At 65.2% G+C, this 21,736-nt stretch carries 15 protein-coding genes and 1 riboswitch; of the genes, 7 read left to right on the top strand and 8 right to left on the bottom strand.

The window, feature by feature from the left end; genetic code table 11:
* Positions 1-39: 39 nt before the first annotated feature.
* The 7 genes from G471_RS0102710 to mnmH all read right to left on the bottom strand — a co-directional run bounded on the left by G471_RS0102710 (position 40) and on the right by mnmH (position 9,814).
* Entirely contained in the window at positions 40-1,374 is a 1,335-nt protein-coding gene (locus tag G471_RS0102710; RefSeq protein WP_028993971.1) for an NAD(P)/FAD-dependent oxidoreductase, read from the bottom strand.
* A 131-nt stretch (positions 1,375-1,505) separates the two neighbouring features.
* Positions 1,506-2,903 (bottom strand): L-seryl-tRNA(Sec) selenium transferase, encoded by a 1,398-nt coding sequence (selA, locus tag G471_RS0102705; RefSeq protein ID WP_028993970.1) that lies wholly within the window; start codon positions 2,901-2,903, stop codon positions 1,506-1,508.
* 44 nt (positions 2,904-2,947) lie between these two features.
* Entirely contained in the window at positions 2,948-3,865 is a 918-nt protein-coding gene (fdhE, locus tag G471_RS0102700) for a formate dehydrogenase accessory protein FdhE (RefSeq protein ID WP_028993969.1), read from the bottom strand.
* 92 nt (positions 3,866-3,957) lie between these two features.
* Positions 3,958-4,578 (bottom strand): formate dehydrogenase subunit gamma, encoded by a 621-nt coding sequence (locus tag G471_RS0102695; protein ID WP_028993968.1) that lies wholly within the window; start codon positions 4,576-4,578, stop codon positions 3,958-3,960.
* Entirely contained in the window at positions 4,575-5,483 is a 909-nt protein-coding gene (fdxH, locus tag G471_RS0102690) for a formate dehydrogenase subunit beta (protein ID WP_028993967.1), read from the bottom strand. Before fdxH ends, G471_RS0102695 begins: the two co-directional genes overlap by 4 nt.
* Before the next feature lie 12 nt (positions 5,484-5,495).
* Positions 5,496-8,561, bottom strand: a complete 3,066-nt coding sequence (gene fdnG / locus G471_RS0102685) for a formate dehydrogenase-N subunit alpha (protein ID WP_157272433.1) — start codon at positions 8,559-8,561, stop codon at positions 5,496-5,498.
* Positions 8,562-8,734: 173 nt separating this feature from the next.
* A complete protein-coding gene (gene mnmH / locus G471_RS16480) occupies positions 8,735-9,814 on the bottom strand; it encodes a tRNA 2-selenouridine(34) synthase MnmH (RefSeq protein ID WP_051295234.1) in 1,080 nt (359 codons plus the stop codon).
* Between the two features lie 63 nt (positions 9,815-9,877).
* Here mnmH and selD point away from each other — a divergent pair, with 63 nt between their 5' ends.
* The gene (gene selD, locus G471_RS0102670; protein ID WP_043420634.1) at positions 9,878-10,936 is read left to right on the top strand and encodes a selenide, water dikinase SelD; all 1,059 of its coding nucleotides are present in this window, start codon (positions 9,878-9,880) and stop codon (positions 10,934-10,936) included.
* A gap of 9 nt (positions 10,937-10,945) precedes the next feature.
* Here the strand turns inward: selD and G471_RS0102665 are convergent, their stop codons facing one another.
* Complete coding sequence (locus tag G471_RS0102665) at positions 10,946-12,292, bottom strand: DEAD/DEAH box helicase (protein WP_028993963.1); 1,347 nt, start codon at positions 12,290-12,292, stop codon at positions 10,946-10,948.
* Between the two features lie 130 nt (positions 12,293-12,422).
* Here G471_RS0102665 and G471_RS0102660 point away from each other — a divergent pair, with 130 nt between their 5' ends.
* The 6 genes from G471_RS0102660 to G471_RS0102635 all read left to right on the top strand — a co-directional run bounded on the left by G471_RS0102660 (position 12,423) and on the right by G471_RS0102635 (position 21,731).
* A complete protein-coding gene (locus tag G471_RS0102660) occupies positions 12,423-13,805 on the top strand; it encodes a sigma-54-dependent transcriptional regulator (protein WP_043420633.1) in 1,383 nt (460 codons plus the stop codon).
* Positions 13,802-15,799 carry a sensor histidine kinase gene (locus G471_RS16475; protein WP_245580490.1) on the top strand — a complete coding sequence of 666 codons (1,998 nt, stop codon included), beginning with the start codon at positions 13,802-13,804 and terminating at the stop codon, positions 15,797-15,799. The genes G471_RS0102660 and G471_RS16475 overlap by 4 nt, the downstream gene beginning before the upstream one ends.
* 58 nt (positions 15,800-15,857) lie before the next feature.
* A riboswitch (S-adenosyl-L-homocysteine riboswitch) is annotated at positions 15,858-15,931 on the top strand.
* 72 nt (positions 15,932-16,003) lie between these two features.
* Entirely contained in the window at positions 16,004-19,663 is a 3,660-nt protein-coding gene (gene metH / locus G471_RS0102650; protein WP_028993961.1) for a methionine synthase, read from the top strand.
* Between the two features lie 13 nt (positions 19,664-19,676).
* A complete protein-coding gene (locus G471_RS0102645) occupies positions 19,677-19,892 on the top strand; it encodes a DUF3079 domain-containing protein (RefSeq protein ID WP_028993960.1) in 216 nt (71 codons plus the stop codon).
* Positions 19,893-19,931: 39 nt separating this feature from the next.
* The gene (locus G471_RS0102640) at positions 19,932-20,588 is read left to right on the top strand and encodes an HAD family hydrolase (RefSeq protein ID WP_028993959.1); all 657 of its coding nucleotides are present in this window, start codon (positions 19,932-19,934) and stop codon (positions 20,586-20,588) included.
* A gap of 198 nt (positions 20,589-20,786) precedes the next feature.
* A complete protein-coding gene (locus G471_RS0102635) occupies positions 20,787-21,731 on the top strand; it encodes a TAXI family TRAP transporter solute-binding subunit (RefSeq protein WP_028993958.1) in 945 nt (314 codons plus the stop codon).
* The last annotated feature ends 5 nt before the right edge of the window (positions 21,732-21,736 follow it).

Genomic DNA, 21,736 nt, shown 5'->3' with positions numbered 1-21,736 from the left:
CAGACAAAGCTGGTTCCACGTGGAACCAGCTGATAGCCATCAACCAAACATGTCCTCGACCTTGCCGGCGAACCACTGGAAGTCCTCGGTCACCAGTTCGGGACGGCGCAGGTTGTCGTCGTCCTGGTCCTGGACAATCAGGCCCTTGTCGTTGACCCAGTACTTGAAGCGCACGGCAATCGCTTCCTGCGGCTGGGTCTTGACCATCATGAAGCAGAGGTTGTCGGGCAGCGCCGGCTTCAGTTCGCGGCCCTTGATGCGGTCGGTGATGTATTTGGCGACGATCTTGGCGTGGGCGTTGGCGACGTGGCCGGCCTTCGGGTAGTACTTGAACAGCGGCGAGACGACGCCGACGGCGTCGCCGATCACGTAGGTGTCCGGGTCGTCCTTGAGGTTGAGGAAGAAGGGATCGACGCCGGCCCAGCCGGTCAGCTTGCCATCCGCGTCGCGGCCGATGACGCCGGCCTTCCAGGCCATGTCGCCGGCCTGGTGCGGGGCCATCAGGATGGAATGGTCGAACTTGAAGTCGCCGGCCGTGGTCTTGATCCGCTTGTTGAACGGATCGACTTCCTGGATCTGCGCCTTGGGCACGTAGACGATCTGGTCCTTGTACAGCTCCTCGAAGGCGTCCTTGTAGCCGCCGCCGATCGGCATGATGCTCGGCTTGGGATCGAGGATGATGATCTTGCCCTTGGTCTTGCGCTGCTTGAACAGGTCGGCGATCAGGCAGGCGCGCTCGTAGGGCGACGGCGGGCAGCGGTGCGGTGGCGGCGGCAGCGTCATCACCAGGTCGCCGCCCTTGAAGTTCTGGATGTTCTGCTTCAGCTTGAAGTGCTCGGCGGTCGGGATGTAGGCGGCAGGGAACATCGCCTTGGTGTATTCGGCGGCCTTGCGGTCGTTGCCGAACCAGGCTTCATAGTTGTAGCGGATGCCGGCGCCGACGATCAGGTAGTCGTAATCAATCCAGCCCTGGGCAGTGACGACACGCTTCTTGTCGCGCTCGAAGGCGGTGACTTCGGTCTGGATGAAGTGGTAGCCGTACTTCTGGGCGACGTCGAGGTAGCTGAAGGTGAGGAACTGCGCATCGACGACATCGACCAGCCACTTGTTGCTCATCGGGCAGGCGAAGAAGATGGGGTTGCGTTCGAGCAGCACGACGTCAAGGCTGGGATCGAGCACTTTCAGGTGCTTGGCGGCGGTCACCCCGCCCCAGCCGCCGCCGCAAATGACCACGCGCTTGCCGGTAGCTTTCGGCAGCAACGGGTCGGACTGCATCTGGATCAGGAAAGGTAGCGGGCTGGTCGGCGTGGCGATGGCACCGCTCGTCCCGAGCGCCGCCCCAGCGGCGAGGAATTGTCTTCGATTGAAGCTCATGTTGTCGTCTCCATTGCGTTGAACCACCCGGACACGGAGATGCCCGGATTTACAGGGTGGCGCCGCCAGGCGCCGGGGGTCGGGAATGGCGGGCGGTACGCGGACCGCTGCTCGTGGCCATTTCCGGAAAACTACAGTTTCACTGCCGCCAGCTGCGCGACGAAGCGCGCTTCATCCTTGGTCTCCAGGCAGCGCAGGTCGAGCCGGAAGGCATCGTCGCGGATGTAGCCGATCACCGGCTGCGGCAGCCCGCGAAAGGCGGCTTCGACGGCGGCCAGCGCCTTGCCCGGCTTCTTCGCGGTCGAACGCAGGACCAACGAGGTCGACGCCAGCCGCTCGACCGGCAAGGCACCGCTGCCGATCTGGCTGGCGCAGTCCTCAAGCGCGACCACGAAGCCGGCACCGACGGCAGCCTGCACCGACGGCAGCAAGCGCTCGCCAAGGGCGGCGATCTCGCTCGTCGCCCGGGTCAGCAGGCGCAAGGTCGGCAGGCGCTGGCACAGACGATCCGGATCGCGATACAAGCGCAGCGTCGCTTCCAGCGCGGCGAGCGTCGTCTTGCCGACGCGCAGCGCACGCTTCAACGGGTTCTTCTTGATCTTCGCGATCAGGTCCTTGCGGCCGACGATCAGCCCGGCCTGCGGCCCGCCGAGCAGCTTGTCGCCGGAGAAGGTGACGATGTCGGCACCAGCGGCCAGCGCCTGCTGCGGCGTCGGCTCGGCCGGCAGGCCGAGCGCCGCGAAATCGGTCAGCGTACCGCTGCCCAGGTCGACGACGAAAGGCAGGCCGGCGGCGTGGGCGATGTCGGCCACCGCCTGCTCGTCGACGCTCTTGGTGAAGCCGGTGACGACATAGTTGCTGGTATGCACCTTCATCAGCAGCGCCGTCTTCGGGCCGATGGCATCAAAGTAATCCTTCTCGTGCGTGCGGTTGGTGGTGCCGATCTCGACCAGCTTCACCTGCGCCCGCCGCATCACGTCGGGAACACGGAAGGCACCGCCGATCTCGACCAGCTCGCCGCGCGAGACCACCGCCTCCTTGCCCTGGGCCAGCGCGTTCAGCGTCAGCAGCACGGCAGCGGCGTTGTTGTTGACGATGGTCGCCGCGATGTCGGGCGAGCCGCCGGCGACCAGTTCGGCGAGCAGGCCGGACACCAGATCGTCGCGGTCACCACGGCCACCGGAGGCGAGGTCGTATTCCAGCGCGCAGGGCGAACGCGCGGCTTCGACCATCAGCGCGATGGCTTCTTCGGACAATAGCGCGCGACCGAGGTTGGTATGCAGCACGGTGCCAGTCAGGTTGAACACCGGCCGCAGATTGGCGCGGGCGGCATCAGCGGCGCGGCGGCGGATGGCGGCGAGCAGCGTCGCCTCGTCGGGCAACGGCAGGCCGTGCTTCGCGCCCTCGCGGGCAGCGGCCAACTCGGCACGGACGCAGGCGGTCACCGGCTGGCGACCGTGCGCTTCGATCAGCTCGGGAAGTTGTTTGAGGACGCGGTCAACCGCGGGCAGACGTGGATTTTCGTTCATGGCTTTCACCCGGACCGGGCAGAAAGGTTGAGGGAAAGGCTGGATCAGCCGCTGTAGGCACCGATCAGCAACAGATTCGGGCCGCTGCGCTCGTAGCCGGCTTCGTCGACCAGCATGTCGAGGGCGAGCGTCGCCAGGTCGTCGGCGACCGGGTCCACATTCGGGTCTTTATCCTGATAGACGATCTTCAGGTAGCTCTTGCAGGCGTCGCAGGTTTCGGCACGGACGGCGCCTGCATTTTTCCCTGCTGTGCCTTCGAGTTCATGCAGGGCGATTTCCTTGTCGTCCTCGCAGGTGGTGCAGGTGGCGCGCGGCACGTTCCATTCGGTATTGCACAGGCTGCAGTGCAGGTAGCGCAGGTTGTTGATGGCGGCGCCGAGACGGACCACGCTGGCCACCGCCGGGCTGCCGCAGCACGGGCAGACGGCCGGGGCGTCGAGTTTCTGCAGGCTGGCCGGATCGAGGCGCAGGGCCATGCCGGTGTAGGTGACTTGCAAGGCGGCGGCGATGAAGGGCAGTTCGCCGGCCAGATCGGCGGAAATCTCGCCTTCGAGCAGGGTCGCCGCGAGTTTTTCCAGGCGGCTGTCGTCGGCCGTCTGCAGACCGGTCAAGGTGGCGCGTGCACCCTCGGGCAGGGTCTCGTCGTCGAGGGCGGCGAGCATCTGGCGCAAGGCATCGCGCCAGACCGCGGGGCGCTCGCCCAGATTGAGCGGGGGCATGCCGTGGTTGCGGGCCAGTTCGCGGGCCTGCGCCTCCGGCAGCGGAAATTCGGGGATGGCCTTGAGCGCATCGTGCTGGGCCTGGCTCAGGCGGGCCAAGAAGCGCAGCCACTCAGCCAGGCTGTGATCGCAGGCCAGGTGTTCGAAACGACGGGCGCGGCCGGCAAACACATCGGCCGCCGGCAACAGGTAGGGCGCCGCCTCTTCGCTGGGCGGATGAAAATCTATCGGTTGGCTCTGCATGGGGTCCATCTTGAAAAAAGCGGGGATGCAGGAATATTCCTGCAGAGCCCCGATAACGCAAGGTAAATCGTTTTAGAAACAGGGAACCGGGATTATTTCCCCGTTACCTGACGGTACCAACCACGGTGATGCTGCTTGGCCCAGGCGCGGGTGACCGTGCCGTACCACATGGCGCGGATGGTGCCCTTGACCCAGATGGCGGCATAGACGTGCACCATGATCAGGCCGATCATCACGGCACCGGCGGCGGCATGGACGACGGCGCCGAGGCGGACGATGTCCACCGGCAGGTCGAACCAGGCCCGCCAGATGACGATGCCGGACAGGGTCATCAGCAGCATGCTGATGGCCAGTGCCCAAAACATCACCTTCTGGCCACCGTTGTACTTGCCCTGCTCCGGCATGTTGTGGTCGTCGCCGTCAACCATCTGGTCGACCTTGCTCAGCCACTCCTTGTCCGCCGGTGTCATCTTGTTCAAGTGCTTGAAGCGGAAGAACATGACGACAAAGGCCAGCGCCATGATCACCCCCAGGTAGGGGTGCAGGATGCGCGTCCACACCGGCCCGCCGAACAACTGTGTCAGCGGGAAGAACGCCGGGTGGAAGAAGGCCAGTCCGGAAAGACCGAGGAGGATGAAGCTGATGCCCACCACCCAGTGGTTGGCCCGTTCCGACGCCGTGTAGCGCTTGAGGTCCTTGGGATCGCGGATCATTTTGCTTCCTCCTTGTTAGCCAACGCATCTTCGCGCTCGATCTCGTCCTCGATCTCCTTGGAGACCTCGTTCGGACCCTTGGTCACGTAGTGGAACAGGCTGCCCAGGGCAACACCGGCCAGGGCCAGGGTAGCCAGTGGCTTGGCGAAGCCCTTCCACAGCGAGACCAGCGGGCTGATCGACGGATTGGCCGGCAGACCGGCGTACAGATCGGGCTTGTCGGCATGGTGCAGCACGTACATCACGTGCGTACCGCCGACGCCCTGCGGGTCGTACAGCCCCGCCTGGTCGTAGCCGCGCTCCTTGAGGTCGGCGACGCGCTTGGCGGCGTAGTCCTTCATGTCCTCCTTGCTGCCGAACTGGATCGCACCTGTTGGGCAGGATTTGACGCAGGCCGGTGCCTGGTTGACGGCAACCCGGTCGGAACACAGCGAGCACTTGTAAGCCTTGCTGTCTTCCTTGGAGATGCGCGGGACGTTGAACGGGCAGCCGGTCACGCAGTAGCCGCAGCCGATACAGTTTTCCTGGTGGAAATCGACGATGCCGTTGGCGTACTGGATGATCGCACCCGGAGCCGGACAAGCCTTCAAACAACCCGGATCAGCGCAGTGCATGCAGCCGTCCTTACGGATCAGCCACTCCAGCTTGTTGTTCTGCTCGACCTCGGTATAGCGCATCACCGTCCACGACTTGGCCGACAGATCCATCGGGTTGTCGTAGACGCCGTGGCAGTTGCCGACTTCGTCGCGGATGTCGTTCCACTCCGAGCAGGCTACCTGGCACGCCTTGCAGCCGATGCAGGCGGAAACGTCGATGAGTTTGGCGATCTCCACCGTCTGCCGCACTTGCGTGGACGGCGTCGTGGTGGCGGAGCGCTGTTTGATGTCTAGCGATTGCAATGCCATGTCAGCTCTCCTTTACGCCTTCTCGATGTTGACCAGGAACGCCTTGTATTCCGGCGTCTGCGTGTTGGCGTCACCGACGAACGGGGTCAGGGTGTTGGTGATGAAGCCAGGCCTCGTCGCCCCCTTGAACCCATAGTGGATCGGGATACCCACCGTGTGGACCTTCTTGCCGTCCACATCGAGCGTCTTGATACGCTTGGTCACCACCGCCACCGCCTTGATGAAGCCGCGGTTGGAGCGGATCTTGACCTTGTCGCCGGCCTTGATGCCCTTCTCCTTGGCCAGTTCCTCGCCCAGCTCGACGAACTGCTCGGGCTGCATGATCGCGTTGATCTGCGAGAACTTGGTCCAGTAGTGGAAGTGCTCGACCAGACGATAGGTCGTCGCCACGTACGGGAAGTCCTTGGCCGTGCCGAACGCTTCCATGTCGCCCTTGTACACCCGGGCGGCCGGATTGGACTTGGCCTTGGGGTTGTTCGGGTGCATCGGATTGTTGTCCAGCGGGCTTTCGAACGGCTCGTAGTGCTCCGGCAGCGGGCCTTCCGCCATCAGCTCGCGGCTGAACAGGCGGCCGACACCTTCCGGCGTCATGATGAAGGGCATGACGTTCTCTTCCGGCGCGGCATTCGGACGCATGTCCGGAATGTCGTTGCCGCCCCAGGCCGTGCCCGTCCACTTGAGCACGGTACGCTGGGCATCCCACGGCTTGCCAGCCACGTCGGCGGAAGCGCGGTTGTAGAGGATGCGCCGGTTCACCGGCCAGGCGAAGCCCCAGTTCAGCGTCTGGCCAAGGCCGGACGGATCGCTGTTGTCGCGCCGCGCGGTGTTGTTGCCGGCCTGCGACCAGGAACCGCAGTAGATCCAGTTGCCGCAGGCGGTCGAACCGTCGTCGCGCAACATGGCAAAGCTCGGCAACTGCTCGCCGGCCTTGACCAGGACCTTGGTCGGGTCCTTGGGATCAACCACGTCGGCCAGCGCCTTGCCGTTGATCTCGCGCAGGAGCTCTTCGGGCGACGGCTTGGCCGGCTGGGTGTAGGCCCAGGTCAGGTTGAGGATGGGATCCGGGAAAGCACCGCCGTCCTTGGCATACATGGCCTTCAGACGCAGGAACAAGGCAGCGATGATCTCGGTGTCGTCCTTGGCATCGCCCGGACCGTCCGCCGCCTTCCAGCGCCACTGGATGACGCGGCCGGAGTTGGTGAAGGTGCCCGAGTTTTCGGCGAACAGCGTGGCCGGCAGACGGAACACTTCGGTCGGGATTTCGGCCGGCTTGACGTCGTTGAACTCACCGTGCGGCTTCCAGAACTCGGAGGTGTCGGTGGCCAGCGGATCGATGACGACCATCCACTTCAGCCTGGCCAGCGCATCGCCGACCTTCTTCTTGTTCGGCACCGACGACAGCGGGTTGAAGCCCTGGCAGATGAAGCCGTTGATCTTGCCCTCGAACATTGCGTGGAAGATGGCCAGCGTGTCGCCCGGCCCGCCCAGTTTGGGCAACCAGTCGAAGGCGAAGCCGTTTTCCGGGGTGGCGGCGTTGCCGTACCAGGCCTTGCACAGGCTGGTGAACCACTTCGGGAAGTTCTGCGGGAAGTTCATCTGGTTCGGCCGCAGCGCCTTCGGCGTACGCTTCTCCAGATAGCTGGTGCGATCCTTGTCGGTTTCGTTCGGCGCCGACAGGTAACCCGGCAGGTTCTGCGAGTAGGCGCACATGTCGGTGATGCCCTGGACGTTGGCGTGGCCGCGCAAGGCGCCGATGCCACCGCCGGCCATGCCCATGTTGCCGAGCAGCAACTGGATCATCGCCATGCAGCGGATGTTCTGCGAACCGACCGAGTGCTCGGTCCAGCCCAGCGCGTACAGGCTGGTCATGACCTTGTCCTTGGCGGCGGTCGAGGCAATGTACTCGCACACCTTGAGGAAAGCGTCCTTCGGCGTACCGCAGACCTGCTGCACGACTTCTGGCGTATAGCGGGCGTAGTGGGCCTTCATCAGCTGGAAGACGCAGCGCGGGTCCTGCAGGGTTTCGTCGACCTTGGCAAAGCCGTCCTCGCCCATCTGGTACTTCCAGGTGGACTTGTCGTAGTTGCGCTTCTCCTCGTTGTAGCCGGAGAAGATGCCGTCTTCGAAGCCGTAGCCTTCGTCGATCAGGAAAGCGGCATTGGTGTAGGCCTTGACGTACTCGTGCTGGAGTTTGTCATGGCTGACCAGGTAATTGATGACGCCGCCGAGGAAGGCAATGTCGGAACCCGGCCGGATCGGCGCGTAGTAGTCGGCCACCGATGCCGTGCGGTTGAAGCGCGGATCGACGACGACAAGCTTTGCCTTACGATTCTTCTTGGCCTCGATCGCCCATTTGAAGCCGCAGGGATGCGCTTCGGCGGGATTGCCGCCCATGACGAAAATGAGGTCTGCGTTCTTGATGTCCACCCAATGGTTGGTCATCGCACCACGCCCAAAACTCGGAGCCAGACTGGCCACCGTGGGAGCGTGTCAAATGCGTGCCTGGGTATCGAGCGCAGTGACGCCGAGACCGCGCAGGGTCTTGACGGTCAGGTAACCGGCTTCGTTCGAAGAGGCGGAAGAGACCAGCGCACCCATCGTCGGCCAGCGGTTGACGGTCAGGCCGTCGGCGTTCTGGGCGATGAAATTGGCGTCGCGGTCGGCCTTCATGTGCTTGGCGATGCGATCGAGCGCTTCGTTCCAGGAAATCCGCTTCCATTCGCTGGATCCGGCTTCGCGGACTTCCGGCCACTTCAGGCGGTCCTTGCTCTGGATCATGTCGCGCAGGCCGGCGCCCTTCGGGCACAGCGTACCGCGATTGACCGGATTATCCGGGTCGCCTTCGATGTGGATGATCTCGGACTGGGAATTCTTGGATTTATCCCCGGTCGAGTAGATGAGCACCCCGCAGGACACCGAGCAATACGGGCAGATATTGCGCGTTTCGGTGGCGCGGGCGAGCTTGAAGGTGCGTACTTCCGCCAGAGCTGCGGTCGGGGAGAAGCCCATCACTGCGATGGACGAACCCGTGAGCCCGGCGGAGCAGACCTTGAAGAACTGCCGCCTGTTCATGTTCATTATGTTTTTCCTCCTGAATGCGACTCCCTGTCGCAAGGAAAAACCACTGCAACGACCATGCCATTCAGCGCAAGTCACTGAGGCGAAAGACTTCAGGTTTCGGCACAGCGCGGAAAATGGGACATTTTGTCCAAACCACCCAGCCCAACGGACAAAATGTCCCAACCCATGAATCAGGGCGCCAAGGCCTGGACCTGCTGCGCCACCCGGGCAATTTCCTCTGTCGTCAGCGCGCCGGCCTCGATCTGTCGGCGCGGGCCGCGCAGATGGCCCAGGGCGCGCCCGTACAGCGGATCGTAGTGGAGTTCGAGCAGGGACGCGGTCAGACGGGAAAAATCGCCCTGCCCGGCCAGTTCCAGCCAGTCGTCGATACGCTCGTTGCCGAGCAGTGCACGCAGACCGTTCAGACGCACAGCCAGTTCCCCGATATCGTGCAGAAAATGCGGGTAATCCTGGAGCAGGAAAGCGACGCGGTCGTCGCGGGCAACCCGGATTTCGCTGCACGGCGCCTGCTGCATGGCGAGGAACAGGGCTTCCGGCAGGCGCAGGCGGCCGATCTTGCGCGACTCCGATTCGACGAACACCGGCCGCGCCGGATCGAAGGCGGCCAGCGCGTGCCACAGGCAGGTCTCGAACCATTTCTGCCCCGGCTGCGCCTGGCCGGGCTGCCCGCCGAGCACCGAGCCCTTGTGGCAGGCCAGACCCTCCAGGTCGAGCACCTGGGCGCCCTGCCCGGCCATGGCCTGGAGGATGCGCGTCTTGCCCGAGCCGGTCGGCCCGGCGATGACGTGAAAACGGTACAGGCCGGGCAGGCGCTCCAGTTCGGCCAGCACATGATTACGGAAAGCCTTGTAACCGCCTTCGAGCTGGCAGGCATCCCAGCCGACCGAGCGGAACACCGTGGTCATCGCGCCGGAACGCATGCCGCCACGCCAGCAGACGATCAGCGGCCGCCAGGACTTGTCCCGCTCGAGGAAGCGTTCCTGCAAATGACGGGCGATATTGGCGGAGATGTAGGCGGCGCCGAGTTTCTTGGCGACGAAGGGCGAGACCTGCTTGTACAGCGTGCCAACCTCGGCCCGCTGTGCGTCGTCGAGAACCGGGCAGGAAATCGCGCCGGGAATGTGGTCGTCGGCGAATTCGGCCGGCGAACGGACGTCGATGATCTCGTCGAAACCGGCCAGCGCGTCGAGGCTGGCGATCCCCTTGCGCGAGGACGGTCGTTGATTTGCCGGCGGCCTGTCGTCGCGCATTTTCCTTTATCCTTCGCCCTTTCAAGCCAAAGACGGCATTTTAACGAAGTTCAGGATCAGCTCATGGACAAACCTTCCGAAAACCCGCCCCCCCTGCGCCTGACCCAGTTCGCCCATGGCGGCGGCTGCGGCTGCAAGATCTCGCCGGCCGTTCTGAGCAACATCCTGAAGCACGTCGACCGCGGCCTGATTCCGCCCGAACTGATGGTCGGCATCGAATCCTCGGACGACGCCGCCGTCTACCGCCTCAACGACACGCAGGCGCTGGTCGCCACTACCGACTTCTTCACCCCGGTGGTCGACGACCCGCGCGATTTCGGCCGCATCGCCGCCGCCAATGCCCTGTCCGACGTCTATGCCATGGGCGGTAAGCCGATCCTGGCGCTGGCCCTGGTCGGCATGCCGATCGACAAGCTGCCGCCGGAAATCATCGGCCAGATCATCGAAGGCGGCAGCAGCATCTGCCGCGAAGCCGGCATCCCGGTCGCCGGCGGGCACTCGATCGACGTCGTCGAACCGATCTACGGCCTGGTCGCCCTCGGCCTGGTCCATCCCGACAAGCTCAAGAAGAATCGCGACGCGCAGGCCGGCGATTGCCTGGTGCTGGGCAAGCCGCTCGGCATCGGCGTGCTGTCGGCGGCGCTCAAGCAAGGCAAGCTGTCGGCCGCCGGCTACGCCGAGATGCTGCGCTGGACGACCAAGCTCAACACCCCCGGCCCCAAGCTCGCGGAACTGGCAGGCGTGCACGCGCTGACCGACGTCACCGGCTTCGGCCTGGCCGGCCATCTGCTGGAAATCTGCCGGGGTGCCGGCCTCGGCGCCGACGTCAATTTCGCCGACCTGCCGGTGATCGCCGAAGCGCTGGACTGGCTCGGCCAGGGCGTCGCCACCGGCGCCTCGACCCGCAACTGGGCCAGTTACGGCGACGAAGTCGAACTGCCGGCCGACTTCGCCCCGTGGCAGCAGAAGCTGGTGACCGACCCGCAAACCTCGGGCGGCCTGCTGGTCAGTTGCGCCCCGGACTGCGTGGACGCGGTGCTCGACATCTTCCGCGCCGACGGCTTCAGCGAAGCCCGGGTGATCGGCCAGATGCGCGCAGGCAGCGGCGTCAGCGTTCGCTGACGCCGGCCATCAACGACCGCGTGCCTTGGCCGGCGGTCTTTTGCCGGCCAGCGGCGGGGTCCGGGCCAGCGGCTGGCCGGTACCGCGCCGTACCGGCTTGTCGCCGACCGTATAGTCGTCGTAACCCACCCAGTTGCCCGGGGTGCCGCCGGAGCGACCGAGCTTGGGTTTTTTCGGCCGTTTCGGCGCGGCGACCACGCCGTTGGTTGCCGGCACCCGGTGATCCGGCTCGAAGCCCGGCTCTTCCTCGCGGCTCAGCACCTGCTTGATCAGCACCTCGATGGCCGCCAGCAACGGCGCCTCGTCGGCACAGACCAGCGAGATCGCCTCGCCGGTGGCGCCGGCCCGGCCGGTGCGGCCGATGCGGTGCACATAATCCTCGGCGACGATGGGCAGGTCGATATTGACCACTTGCGGCAGATCGTCGATGTCCAGCCCGCGCGCCGCCACGTCGGTGGCGACGAGGATCTGCACCTCGCCCGCCTTGAAGCTCTCCAGCGCACGCAGGCGCGAGGCCTGCGGCCGGTCGCCGTGAATCGCATCGGCGGCGATCTTTTTCGCCTGCAGGCGGGCAACCAGATCGTCGGCGCTCTTCTTGGTCTTGACGAAGGCCAGCACCTGCCCCCACTTGCGGTCCTTGAGCATGAACAGGAACAGCTCGGTCTTGCGCTTCTTGTCGACCGGCACCACCCACTGCTTGACCGCCTTGACCGTAACGCTGCGCGGGCCGGCCTCGACCGTCTGCGGATCGCGCAGGCGGGCGCGCGCCATGTTGCGGATCTGTTCGGAGAAGGTCGCCGAGAACAGCAACGTCTGACGCTTCTTCGGCAACGCCATGAACAGCGTGTCGAGTTCGGCGGAAAAACCGAGGTCGAGCATGCGGTCGGCTTCGTCGAGCACGAGCACCTGCACATCGCGGAACTTCACGGCGTTCTGCCGGAACAGGTCGAGCAGGCGGCCGGGCGTCGCCACCAGCACATCGACGCCGCGGCGCAGGCGCATCATCTGCGGGTTGATGCTGACGCCGCCGTAGGCCGCGTAGGAACTGACCGACAAGCCCTGACCGTATTCGCGGAAACTGGCGTTGACCTGCTCGGCGAGTTCGCGCGTCGGCACCAGCACCAGCGCCCGGATCGCGTTGCTGCCGACCTTCTTGCCGTCGGCGGCCAGCTTGTGCAGCAGCGGCAAGGCGAAGGCGGCGGTCTTGCCGGTGCCGGTCTGCGCCGCCGCCATCAGGTCGCGGCCGGCCAGCACCGGCGGAATGGCCTGCTGCTGTACCGGCGTCGGCGTCTGGTAACCGAGGGTTTCAAGCGCCTGTAACAGCGGGGCGGCTAGGCCCAGTTCGGCAAAGGTCATGGCATCGCAATCTGTTGAAAAACCGCGATTTTACTCCCATGCCCCGCCTTCCCCGACAATTGGCCGCATCGCGTAGCAATTGCTAGCCAAGGCCCAGGTTTGCGATGATGCCGGAAAAGCGGAGTCAATCATGGATCAAACAAAACCGGGAAACGCTCAGTCAAGCCCGGATCAGGCAGGGGTGGGGCAGCCCCCCTTTTCCATCCTCGTCGTCGACGACGAGCCGGGCATGCTCAGTTTCCTGCAGCGGGCGCTGGCCCAGCGTTACGGCCAGGTGGATACGGCCGGCAGCGTCGAACAGGCGGTGCCGCAACTGCACCGGCGGCTGTACGACCTGATCATCCTCGACATCTCGCTGCCCGGCCGTTCCGGCATCGAATGGCTGCACGACCTGCGCGACGACGGCTTTGCCGGCGACGTCATCCTGATCACCGCCTACGCCGACCTCGATACGGCCATCGACGCGCTGCGCGCCGGCGCCTCCGACTTCCTGCTCAAGCCTTTTTCGGTGGCCCAGATGCTCAACGGCGTCGCCCGCTGTTTCGAACGCTCGCGGCTGCGCCGGGAAAATTTCGTGCTGCGCCGCGAGATCGAGGAAAGATCGACGGCGGTCGATGGCGTCATCTGCCAGTCCGATGCCATGCAGGGCATCTGCGAGCGCCTCAAGCGCATCGCGCCGACCAACGCCACCGTGCTGATCACCGGCGAATCCGGGACCGGCAAGGAAGTCGCCGCCCGCGCCCTGCACCGCATGAGCGCCCGTCACGCCGGCCCCTTCGTGCCGATCAACTGCGCGGCGATTGCCGCCGAACTGATCGAATCGGAGCTGTTCGGCCACGTCAAGGGCGCCTTCACCGGCGCCCAGAGCGCCCGCGAAGGCCTGTTCTACTACGCCCAGGGCGGCACCCTGTTCCTCGACGAAATCGCCGAAATGCCCGCCGCCGCCCAGGCCAAGCTGTTGCGCGTGCTCGAGGAGCGGCGCATCCGGCCGGTCGGCTCGGAACAGGAAATCCCGGTCGACGTGCGCGTCATCGCCGCCACCAACCGCAATCTCAAGGAGGAAGTCGCCCAGCAGCGCTTCCGCCAGGATCTCTACTACCGCCTGCAGGTCGTCGAACTCAATCTGCCCGCCCTGCGCGAGCGCCCCGACGACATCGCCCTGCTCGCCCGCCATTTCATCGCCAGCATGGCGCAGGCGCTGAACGTGCCGCCGCTCGACCTGACGCCGCGTGCCCTCGCCCGCATGGCCGCCTATGACTGGCCGGGCAATGTACGCGAACTGCGTAATTTCATCGAACGCTCGCTGATCCTCGGCTGGTTCGACCTGGGTACCGACGACGACAGCGGCGACGACGGTGAAAGCGCGAGCGGCGAGCGCCTGGAAGCCGTCGAGAAACGGCACATCCTGGCCACGCTGCAGGCCTGCCACGGCAACAAGTCGGAAGCCGCGCGCCGCCTGGGCATCTCGCGCAAGACGCTGGACCGCAAGTGCACCGCCTGGGGCTGCGAGTGAGCGACAAACCCCGGCGGCAGTCGATCCGCCAACGTCTGCTGGCGCTGGCCCTGTTGCCGCTGGGCGTCGTGTTGCCGCTGCTGCTGATCATCCTCACCCAATGGGGCAGCGCCTATCTCGACCGCTTGCTGGTGGCCAAGGTCGGCGCCGATCTGGGCATCGCCAACGGCTACTACGAACGCGTCAGCGCCGGCATCGGTACCGCCGTCGAAGGTCTGGCCGGGTCGACCCGCCTGGCCGCTGCCGCCGCCGACCCGGATGCCTTGCCCCGCTGGCTGGACGCGGAGCGACAGCGCCTGAAGCTGGATTTCCTGCACCTGCTCGACGCCGACGATTGCGCCCCCGCTTATGCCGGCAAGCCCTGCTTCGCCGGCTGGCCGGTCATCGAGCGCGCCCGTTCAGGGCAGGCGCAGACCGATAACGACATCTTCACCCCCGGCTTGCTGGCCGCCATCGACCCCGCCCTGGCCCGCCGCGCGCATACGCCGCTGCTGCCGACCCAGAACGCGACGCCCGACCCGCGTGTGGCCGAAGACCGGGGTCTGGTCGTGCATAGCGCCGCACCGGTCTACGCGCACGACGGCCAGCTGCTCGGCGTGCTGGCCGGCGGCGTGCTGCTCAACGGCAATCTCGAATTCGTCGACCGCCTGAACGAAATCGTCTATCCCGATGGCGAACTGATGCTCGGCAGCGTCGGCACGGCAACGCTTTTCCTCGGCGACGTGCGCATTGCCACCAATGTCCGCCTGTTCGAAGGCGGCCGCGCCATCGGCACCCGCGTCTCGCAGGCGGTACGCGACGCCGTGCTCGGCGCGGGCGAAACCTGGCTCGACCGCGCCTTCGTCGTCCAGGACTGGTACTACTCTGGCTACCGCCCGCTGATCGACAGTCGCGGCGAGCGCATCGGCATGCTTTACGTCGGTTTCCTCGAAACGCCGTTTGCCGAAGCCCGCAATTCGGCGCTGTCCGGTATCGTCGCGCTATTCGCGCTGACCATGCTGCTGGTTGCGGTATTCGGCGTGCTCTGGGCGCGCCAGGTGTTTCATCCGATCGAGCGCATGCACGCGACCATGAACGCCATCCAGAACGGCGATGGCACCGCCCGCGTCGGCCCGGTGCCCAATGTCGACGAGGTCGGCGACCTGGCCCGGCACTTCGACCGCCTGCTCGAAAGCCAGCAGGCGCAGGCGCTCGCCCTGCAACGCTGGGGCGAAGCCCTGGACGGCAAGGTGGCCCAGCGCACTGCCGAATTGCAGGAAGCGCTGGCAACCCTGCGGTCGACGCAGGGCAAGCTGATCACTCAGGAAAAAATGGCCGCCATCGGCCAGTTGACCGCCGGCGTCGCCCACGAAATCAACAATCCGATTGCCGTCATCCAGGGCAATCTGGAAATGGCCCGCGAAGTGCTCGGCGAGCAAGCCAAACCGGTCGAGCCGGAGTTCCGGCTGATCCTCGATCAGGTGCACCGCATCCGCCTGATCGTGACCAAGCTGCTGCAATTCGCCCGACCGCAGGAATACGTCGGCTACCTCGAACCGGTCGGCGCCCAGCAACTGATCCACGACTGCCTGCTGCTGGTCGGTCACCTGTTGCGCAAGGGCAATATCGCCATCGAACAGCAGATCGATTCGGCGCGGCTGGTCACTTGCAACAAGAACGAGCTGCAGCAGGTCGTCATCAATTTGTTGGCCAACGCGATCCAGGCCATGCCCGACGGCGGCACGCTGCGCCTGGCGGTCGAGGACTGGGACGAGGCCGACATGCCGATCGGCCTGCGCCTCAGCGTCGCCGACTCCGGCCCGGGCATCCCGGAAGCCGACCGCGAACACCTGTTCGAGCCCTTCTACACCGCCCACAAACCCGGCGGCCACGGCCTTGGCCTGTGGGTCAGCAAATCGCTGGTCGAACGCTACGACGGCCGCATCACCGTCGACTCGCCAGACGGCAGCGGCGCCGTGTTCACCGTCTGGCTACGCTGCGAGCCGCTGGGCTGAGCGACTGTTTTTGCAGGGAAAACTTGGCTTTCGTGCCGTCGACGGCTACACTTCACCCCCTGCCGAGGAGCGCTGCGACCCTTTGACCACATCGGGGCCAGGCTCGGCAACGATCAACGGCGCTCGCAAACCCTGTTCCACTCGCCGGTTTGCAGCGCCGTTCGCTTTTGCGGCGTCACCGGTGCTTTGCCGAGGTAAGCCATGATCCAGCCCGACCGTACTGCCGAACTCCACGCCCTGCTCGAACAACGCCTGCTCGTCCTCGACGGCGCCATGGGCACGATGATCCAGCGCCACGGCCTGCAGGAGAAGGACTACCGCGGCGAGCGCTTCAAGGATCACCCGCACGACCTAAAGGGCAACAACGACCTGCTGGTGCTGACCCGCCCCGACATCATCGGCGGCATCCACCGCGAGTACCTGGAAGCCGGCGCCGACCTGATCGAGACCTGCACCTTCAACTCGACCGCCGTCTCGCAGGCCGACTACAACCTGACCGAGATCGTCTACGAACTGAACTTCGAAGGCGCGGCGCTCGCCCGCAAGCTGTGCGACGAATTCACCGCGCAGAATCCGGCCAAGCCGCGCTTCGTGGCCGGCGTCCTCGGCCCGACCTCACGCACCGCGTCGATCTCGCCCGACGTCAACGACCCCGGCTACCGCAACGTCACTTTCGACGAACTGGTCGCCAACTACTTCGAAGCGACCACCGGGCTGATCGAAGGCGGCGCCGACATCCTGCTCGTCGAAACCGTGTTCGACACGCTGAATGCCAAGGCCGCGCTGCTCGCCATCGAGAAGTACTTCGACATCGCCGGCCGCCGCTGGCCGGTGATGATCTCGGGCACGATCACCGACGCTTCCGGGCGCACGCTGTCGGGACAGACCGCCGAAGCCTTCTGGAACTCGCTGCGCCACGTCCAGCCGCTCTCCTTCGGTCTCAACTGCGCGCTCGGCGCCAGCGAGCTGCGCCAGTACGTCGAGGAACTGTCGCGCGTCTGCGACTGCTACGTCTCGGCCCACCCCAACGCCGGCCTGCCCAATGCCTTCGGCGGCTACGACGAAACCCCGGAACAACTGGCCGACGAGATCGCCGGCTGGGCCGAGCGCGGCATCGTCAACATCGTCGGCGGCTGCTGCGGCACCTCGCCCGAGCACATCCGCGCCATTGCCGAACGGGTGTCCACGGTCAACCCGCGTAAAACGCCAAAAATCGAACCGGCGCTGCGCCTCTCAGGGCTGGAAGCCTTCAACGTCACCGCCGAGTCGCTCTACGTGAACGTCGGCGAACGGACCAACGTCACCGGTTCGCGCGCCTTCGCGCGGATGATTCTCGAAGGCCGCTTCGACGACGCGCTCGCCGTCGCCCGCCAGCAGGTGGAGAACGGTGCCCAGGTGATCGACATCAACATGGACGAGGCGATGCTCGATTCGCTCGCCGCGATGGACAAGTTCCTCAAGCTGATCGCCTCGGAACCGGACATTTCGCGCGTGCCGATCATGATCGACTCGTCGAAGTGGGAAGTCATCGAGGCCGGCCTCAAGTGCATCCAGGGTAAAGGCATCGTCAATTCGATCTCGATGAAGGAAGGCGAAGCCAAGTTCCTGGAACAGGCGAAACTCGCCCGTCGCTATGGCGCCGCCGTCATCGTCATGGCCTTCGACGAAAAGGGCCAGGCCGACACCTACGCGCGCAAGATCGAGATCTGCGGCAAGGCCTACGAACTGCTCACCGGCATGGGTTTCCCGGCCGAAGACATCATCTTCGACCCGAACATCTTCGCCATCGCCACCGGCATCCCGGAACACGACAACTACGCCGTCGATTTCATCGAATCGGTGCGCTGGATCAAGGAAAACCTGCCGCACGCCCACATTTCCGGCGGCGTTTCCAACGTTTCCTTCAGCTTCCGCGGCAACGACCCGGTACGCGAGGCCATCCACACCGTCTTCCTCTACCACGCGATCAAGAACGGCATGACCATGGGCATCGTCAATGCCGGCATGCTCGGCGTGTACGACGACCTGGAGCCTGAACTGCGGGCCAAGGTCGAAGACGTGGTTTTGAACAAGAACCCCGGCGCCGGCGAGGCACTGGTTGATTTCGCGCAGACGGTCAAGGAAGGCAAGGCCAAGGACGCCGGCCCGGACCTCTCCTGGCGCGAGCAGTCGGTCGAGAAGCGACTGGAACACGCGCTGATCAAAGGCATCACCGATTTCGTCGTCGCCGACACCGAGGAAGTGCGCGTCAAGCTGGAAAGCGAAGGCAAGCCGCCGCTGGCGGTCATCGAAGGGCCGCTGATGAGCGGCATGAACGTCGTCGGCGACTTGTTCGGCGCCGGCAAGATGTTCCTGCCGCAGGTGGTCAAGTCGGCGCGCGTCATGAAGCAGGCGGTCGCCCACCTGCTGCCCTTCATCGAAGCCGAAAAGGCCCGTACCGGTCTCGGCTCCAAGGGCAAGATCCTGATGGCAACCGTTAAAGGCGACGTGCACGACATCGGCAAGAACATCGTCGGCGTGGTGCTGGGCTGCAACGGCTACGACGTCATCGACCTCGGCGTCATGGTGCCTTGCGACAACATCCTCAAGGCGGCGCTCGAACACAAGGTGGACATCATCGGCCTGTCCGGCCTGATCACCCCGTCGCTGGAAGAAATGGCCCACGTCGCCGGCGAGATGAAGCGCCTCGGCATGAACCAGCCGCTGCTGATCGGCGGCGCCACCACCAGCCGCGCCCACACCGCGATCAAGATCGCCACCAACACCGACAGCCCGGTGGTCTACGTGCCGGACGCCTCGCGCGCCGTCGGCGTCGCCACCAAGCTGCTATCGACCGAGCAGAAGGCCGGCTACGTCGCCGAAATCGCCGCCGAGTACGAAACCGTGCGCGCCGAACACGCCGGCCGCAAGGGCGCCACGCTGGCCAGCCTGGCCGACGCCCGGGGCAATCGTTTCACGTGGAACGAAGCGCACACGCCGACCAAACCGGCGCAACTCGGTCGCCAGACGCTCGATATTCCGCTCGCCGACTTGGTCCCGTTCATCGACTGGTCGCCCTTCTTCCAGAGCTGGGACCTGGCCGGCCGCTACCCGGCCATCCTGACCAACGACGTGGTCGGCGAAACCGCCCGCCAGCTCTTCCACGACGCGCAGGCGATGCTGGCGAAAATCGTCGCCGAAAAGTGGCTGACCGCCAGAGCCGTATTCGGCCTCTACCCGGCCCGCGGCGAGAACGAGGACATCGTGCTGTACACCGACGAGTCGCGCAGTGTCGAGGCCACTCGCTGGGTCGGCCTGCGCCAGCAGATCAAGCAACCGGCCGGACGTTTCAACACCGCACTGGCCGATTTCGTCGGTGAACAGGATTACGCTGGCGCCTTCGCCGTCACCGCCGGTCTCGGCATAGCCGACCGCGTCGCCGCTTTCGAAGCCGCCCACGACGACTACTCGGCGATCATGTTGAAAGCGCTGGCCGACCGCTTCGCCGAGGCCGCTGCCGAATGGCTGCACAAGCAAGTACGCACGCACTACTGGGGCTATGCCAAGGACGAAACGCTCGACAACGACGCGCTGATCGCCGAAGCCTACACCGGCATCCGCCCCGCCCCCGGCTACCCGGCCTGCCCGGACCACACCGCCAAGCGCGAGTTGTTCGCCCTGCTCGACGCCCCAGAAATCGGCATGGCGCTGACCGAATCCTGCGCGATGACCCCGGCGGCAGCCGTCTCCGGCTTCTACATCGGCCACCCCGGCGCCAAGTACTTCGCCATCCCGAAGATCGGCCGCGATCAACTGGAAGACTGGGCGCGACGCAAGGGCATGGCGCTCGGCGAAGCCGAACGCTGGCTGGCGCCGCTGCTTTAATCGAGGTGGAGCGATGGCCAAACGCTTCCCGCTCCACCCCAAACACCCCGAGCGCATCTGCTGGGGCTGCGACAAATACTGCCCGGCCCGCGACCTGCAATGCGGCAACGGCTCCGGCCGCACCATGCACCCCGCCGAAATGCTTGGCGACGACTGGTACACCTGGGGCGACTGGGGCATAGAACCAGACGAGAACGATCCGTCAGCGGCGGCAACGCCGCTGGGCTAAACACGCTATCCTTCGCCAACCTCCCCAATGCCCGCCACCATGCCCCGCTATCCGCACATCATTTTCGACCTCGACGGCACGCTGATCGACTCCGCCCCGGCCATCCTCGCCAGTTTTCGCGCGGCTTTCGCGCACACCGGCATCGCACCGGCTGTCACCATCGATGAAAGCGTGATCGGCCCGCCGCTGACCGAGACCCTGCAACTGCTGTCGGGTAGCGCCGATCCCGCGTTGATCGGGCGATTGGCTGAGGCCTTCAAGGCCAGTTACGACGGCGCCGGCTACCGGGAAACCGCCGCCTATGCCGGCGTTGGTGAGTTGCTTGCCGAATTGGCCGGGGCCGGGCTGACGCTGTCGATTGCCACCAACAAGCGCATCCATCCGACCCGGTTGATCCTCGATCACCTCGGCTGGCGCGTGCATTTCGCCCATGTGTACGCGCTCGACCTGATTTCGCCGCGCCTGGCAAACAAGGCGGCGATGATCGCCCGGCTGCTCGCCGACCAGGGCATCGCCAAGGAACAGGCAATCTACATCGGCGACCGCAGCGAGGACGGCGAGTCGGCCGACGCCAACGGCCTGCCCTTCATCGCCGTGACCTGGGGTTACGGCAGCCTGAACGCCGACGAAATGCGTACCGGCTGGCGGGCGGCAGCGCAGCCGGCAGCACTCGGCGCGATGCTGCTGGCGGATTAGGCTTGTGCGGATTTCCGCACTGGCGCCTTGCCTGATTCCGGAGTTCCGCACTGAGCGACCGTCGCCGGTTATCGTCAGCCAGAAAACAACTTCAATAAATCAATGATTTGCCAGCCGGCGCCGCGGCTGGCACAGGTCCTGCGATGTCTTCCTCCGCTGCCGCCTTGCGGCGCGTCCCAATTCCACGGAGGAGATAACATGAAATTGCGTTCCCTGATCCTTGCCGCCTCGCTGGCCGTCGGCGCCACTGCCGCCAATGCATCCGGCTTCATCAACGTCCTGACTGGCGGCACCAGCGGCGTCTATTACCCGCTCGGCGTCTCGCTGACCCAGATCTACGGCAAGGTGCTACCCGATGCCAAGATGTCGGTGCAGGCGACCAAGGCTTCGGCCGAAAACCTCAACCTGCTGCAGGCCGGCAAGGGCGAAATCGCCTTCACGCTCGGCGACACGCTGTCCGAAGCCTGGAAGGGCAACGCCGACGTCGGCTTCAAGGCGCCGCTGAACAAGCTGCGCACGGTCGCCGCGATCTACCCGAACTACATCCACTTCCTGGCTTCCGCCGATTCCGGCATCAAGTCGCTGGCCGACCTCAAGGGCAAGCGCGTTTCGGTCGGCGCCCCGAAGAGCGGCACCGAACTGAACAGCCGCGACATCCTCAAGGCCGTCGGCATGAGCTACCAGGACTTCGCCAAGACCGAATATCTCGGCTACTCGGAGTCGGTCGAACTGATGAAGAACCGCCAGCTCGATGCCACCCTGCTGTCGTCTGGTCTCGGCGTTGCCGCCGTACGTGACCTGGCAACCGCGCTGAAGATCGTCGTCATCCCGATCCCGGCTGACGTGGTCGCCAAGATCGGCGACGCCGCCTACCAGTCCGGCACCATCCCGGCCAACACCTACAACGGCCAGACCACCGACGTGAACACCGTGCTCGTGCCCAACTACCTGATCACCCACGAAGGCGTGCCGGCTGACACCGTCTACAAGATGACCAAGTCGATGGCCGAGAACCTGGATGCCATGGCCACCGCCCACGCTGCTGCCAAGGCGATCAAGAAGGAAAAGCTGGCCGTCGGTTCGCCGGTGCCGCTGCACCCGGGTGCCGAGAAGTACTACCGCGAAGCCGGTCTGCTCAAGTAAGCGAT

Origin of the sequence: Azonexus hydrophilus DSM 23864, assembly GCF_000429605.1 — a bacterium.
GTDB lineage: Bacteria > Pseudomonadota > Gammaproteobacteria > Burkholderiales > Rhodocyclaceae > Azonexus > Azonexus hydrophilus.
This window is presented reverse-complemented; position numbering and strand designations above follow the sequence as displayed.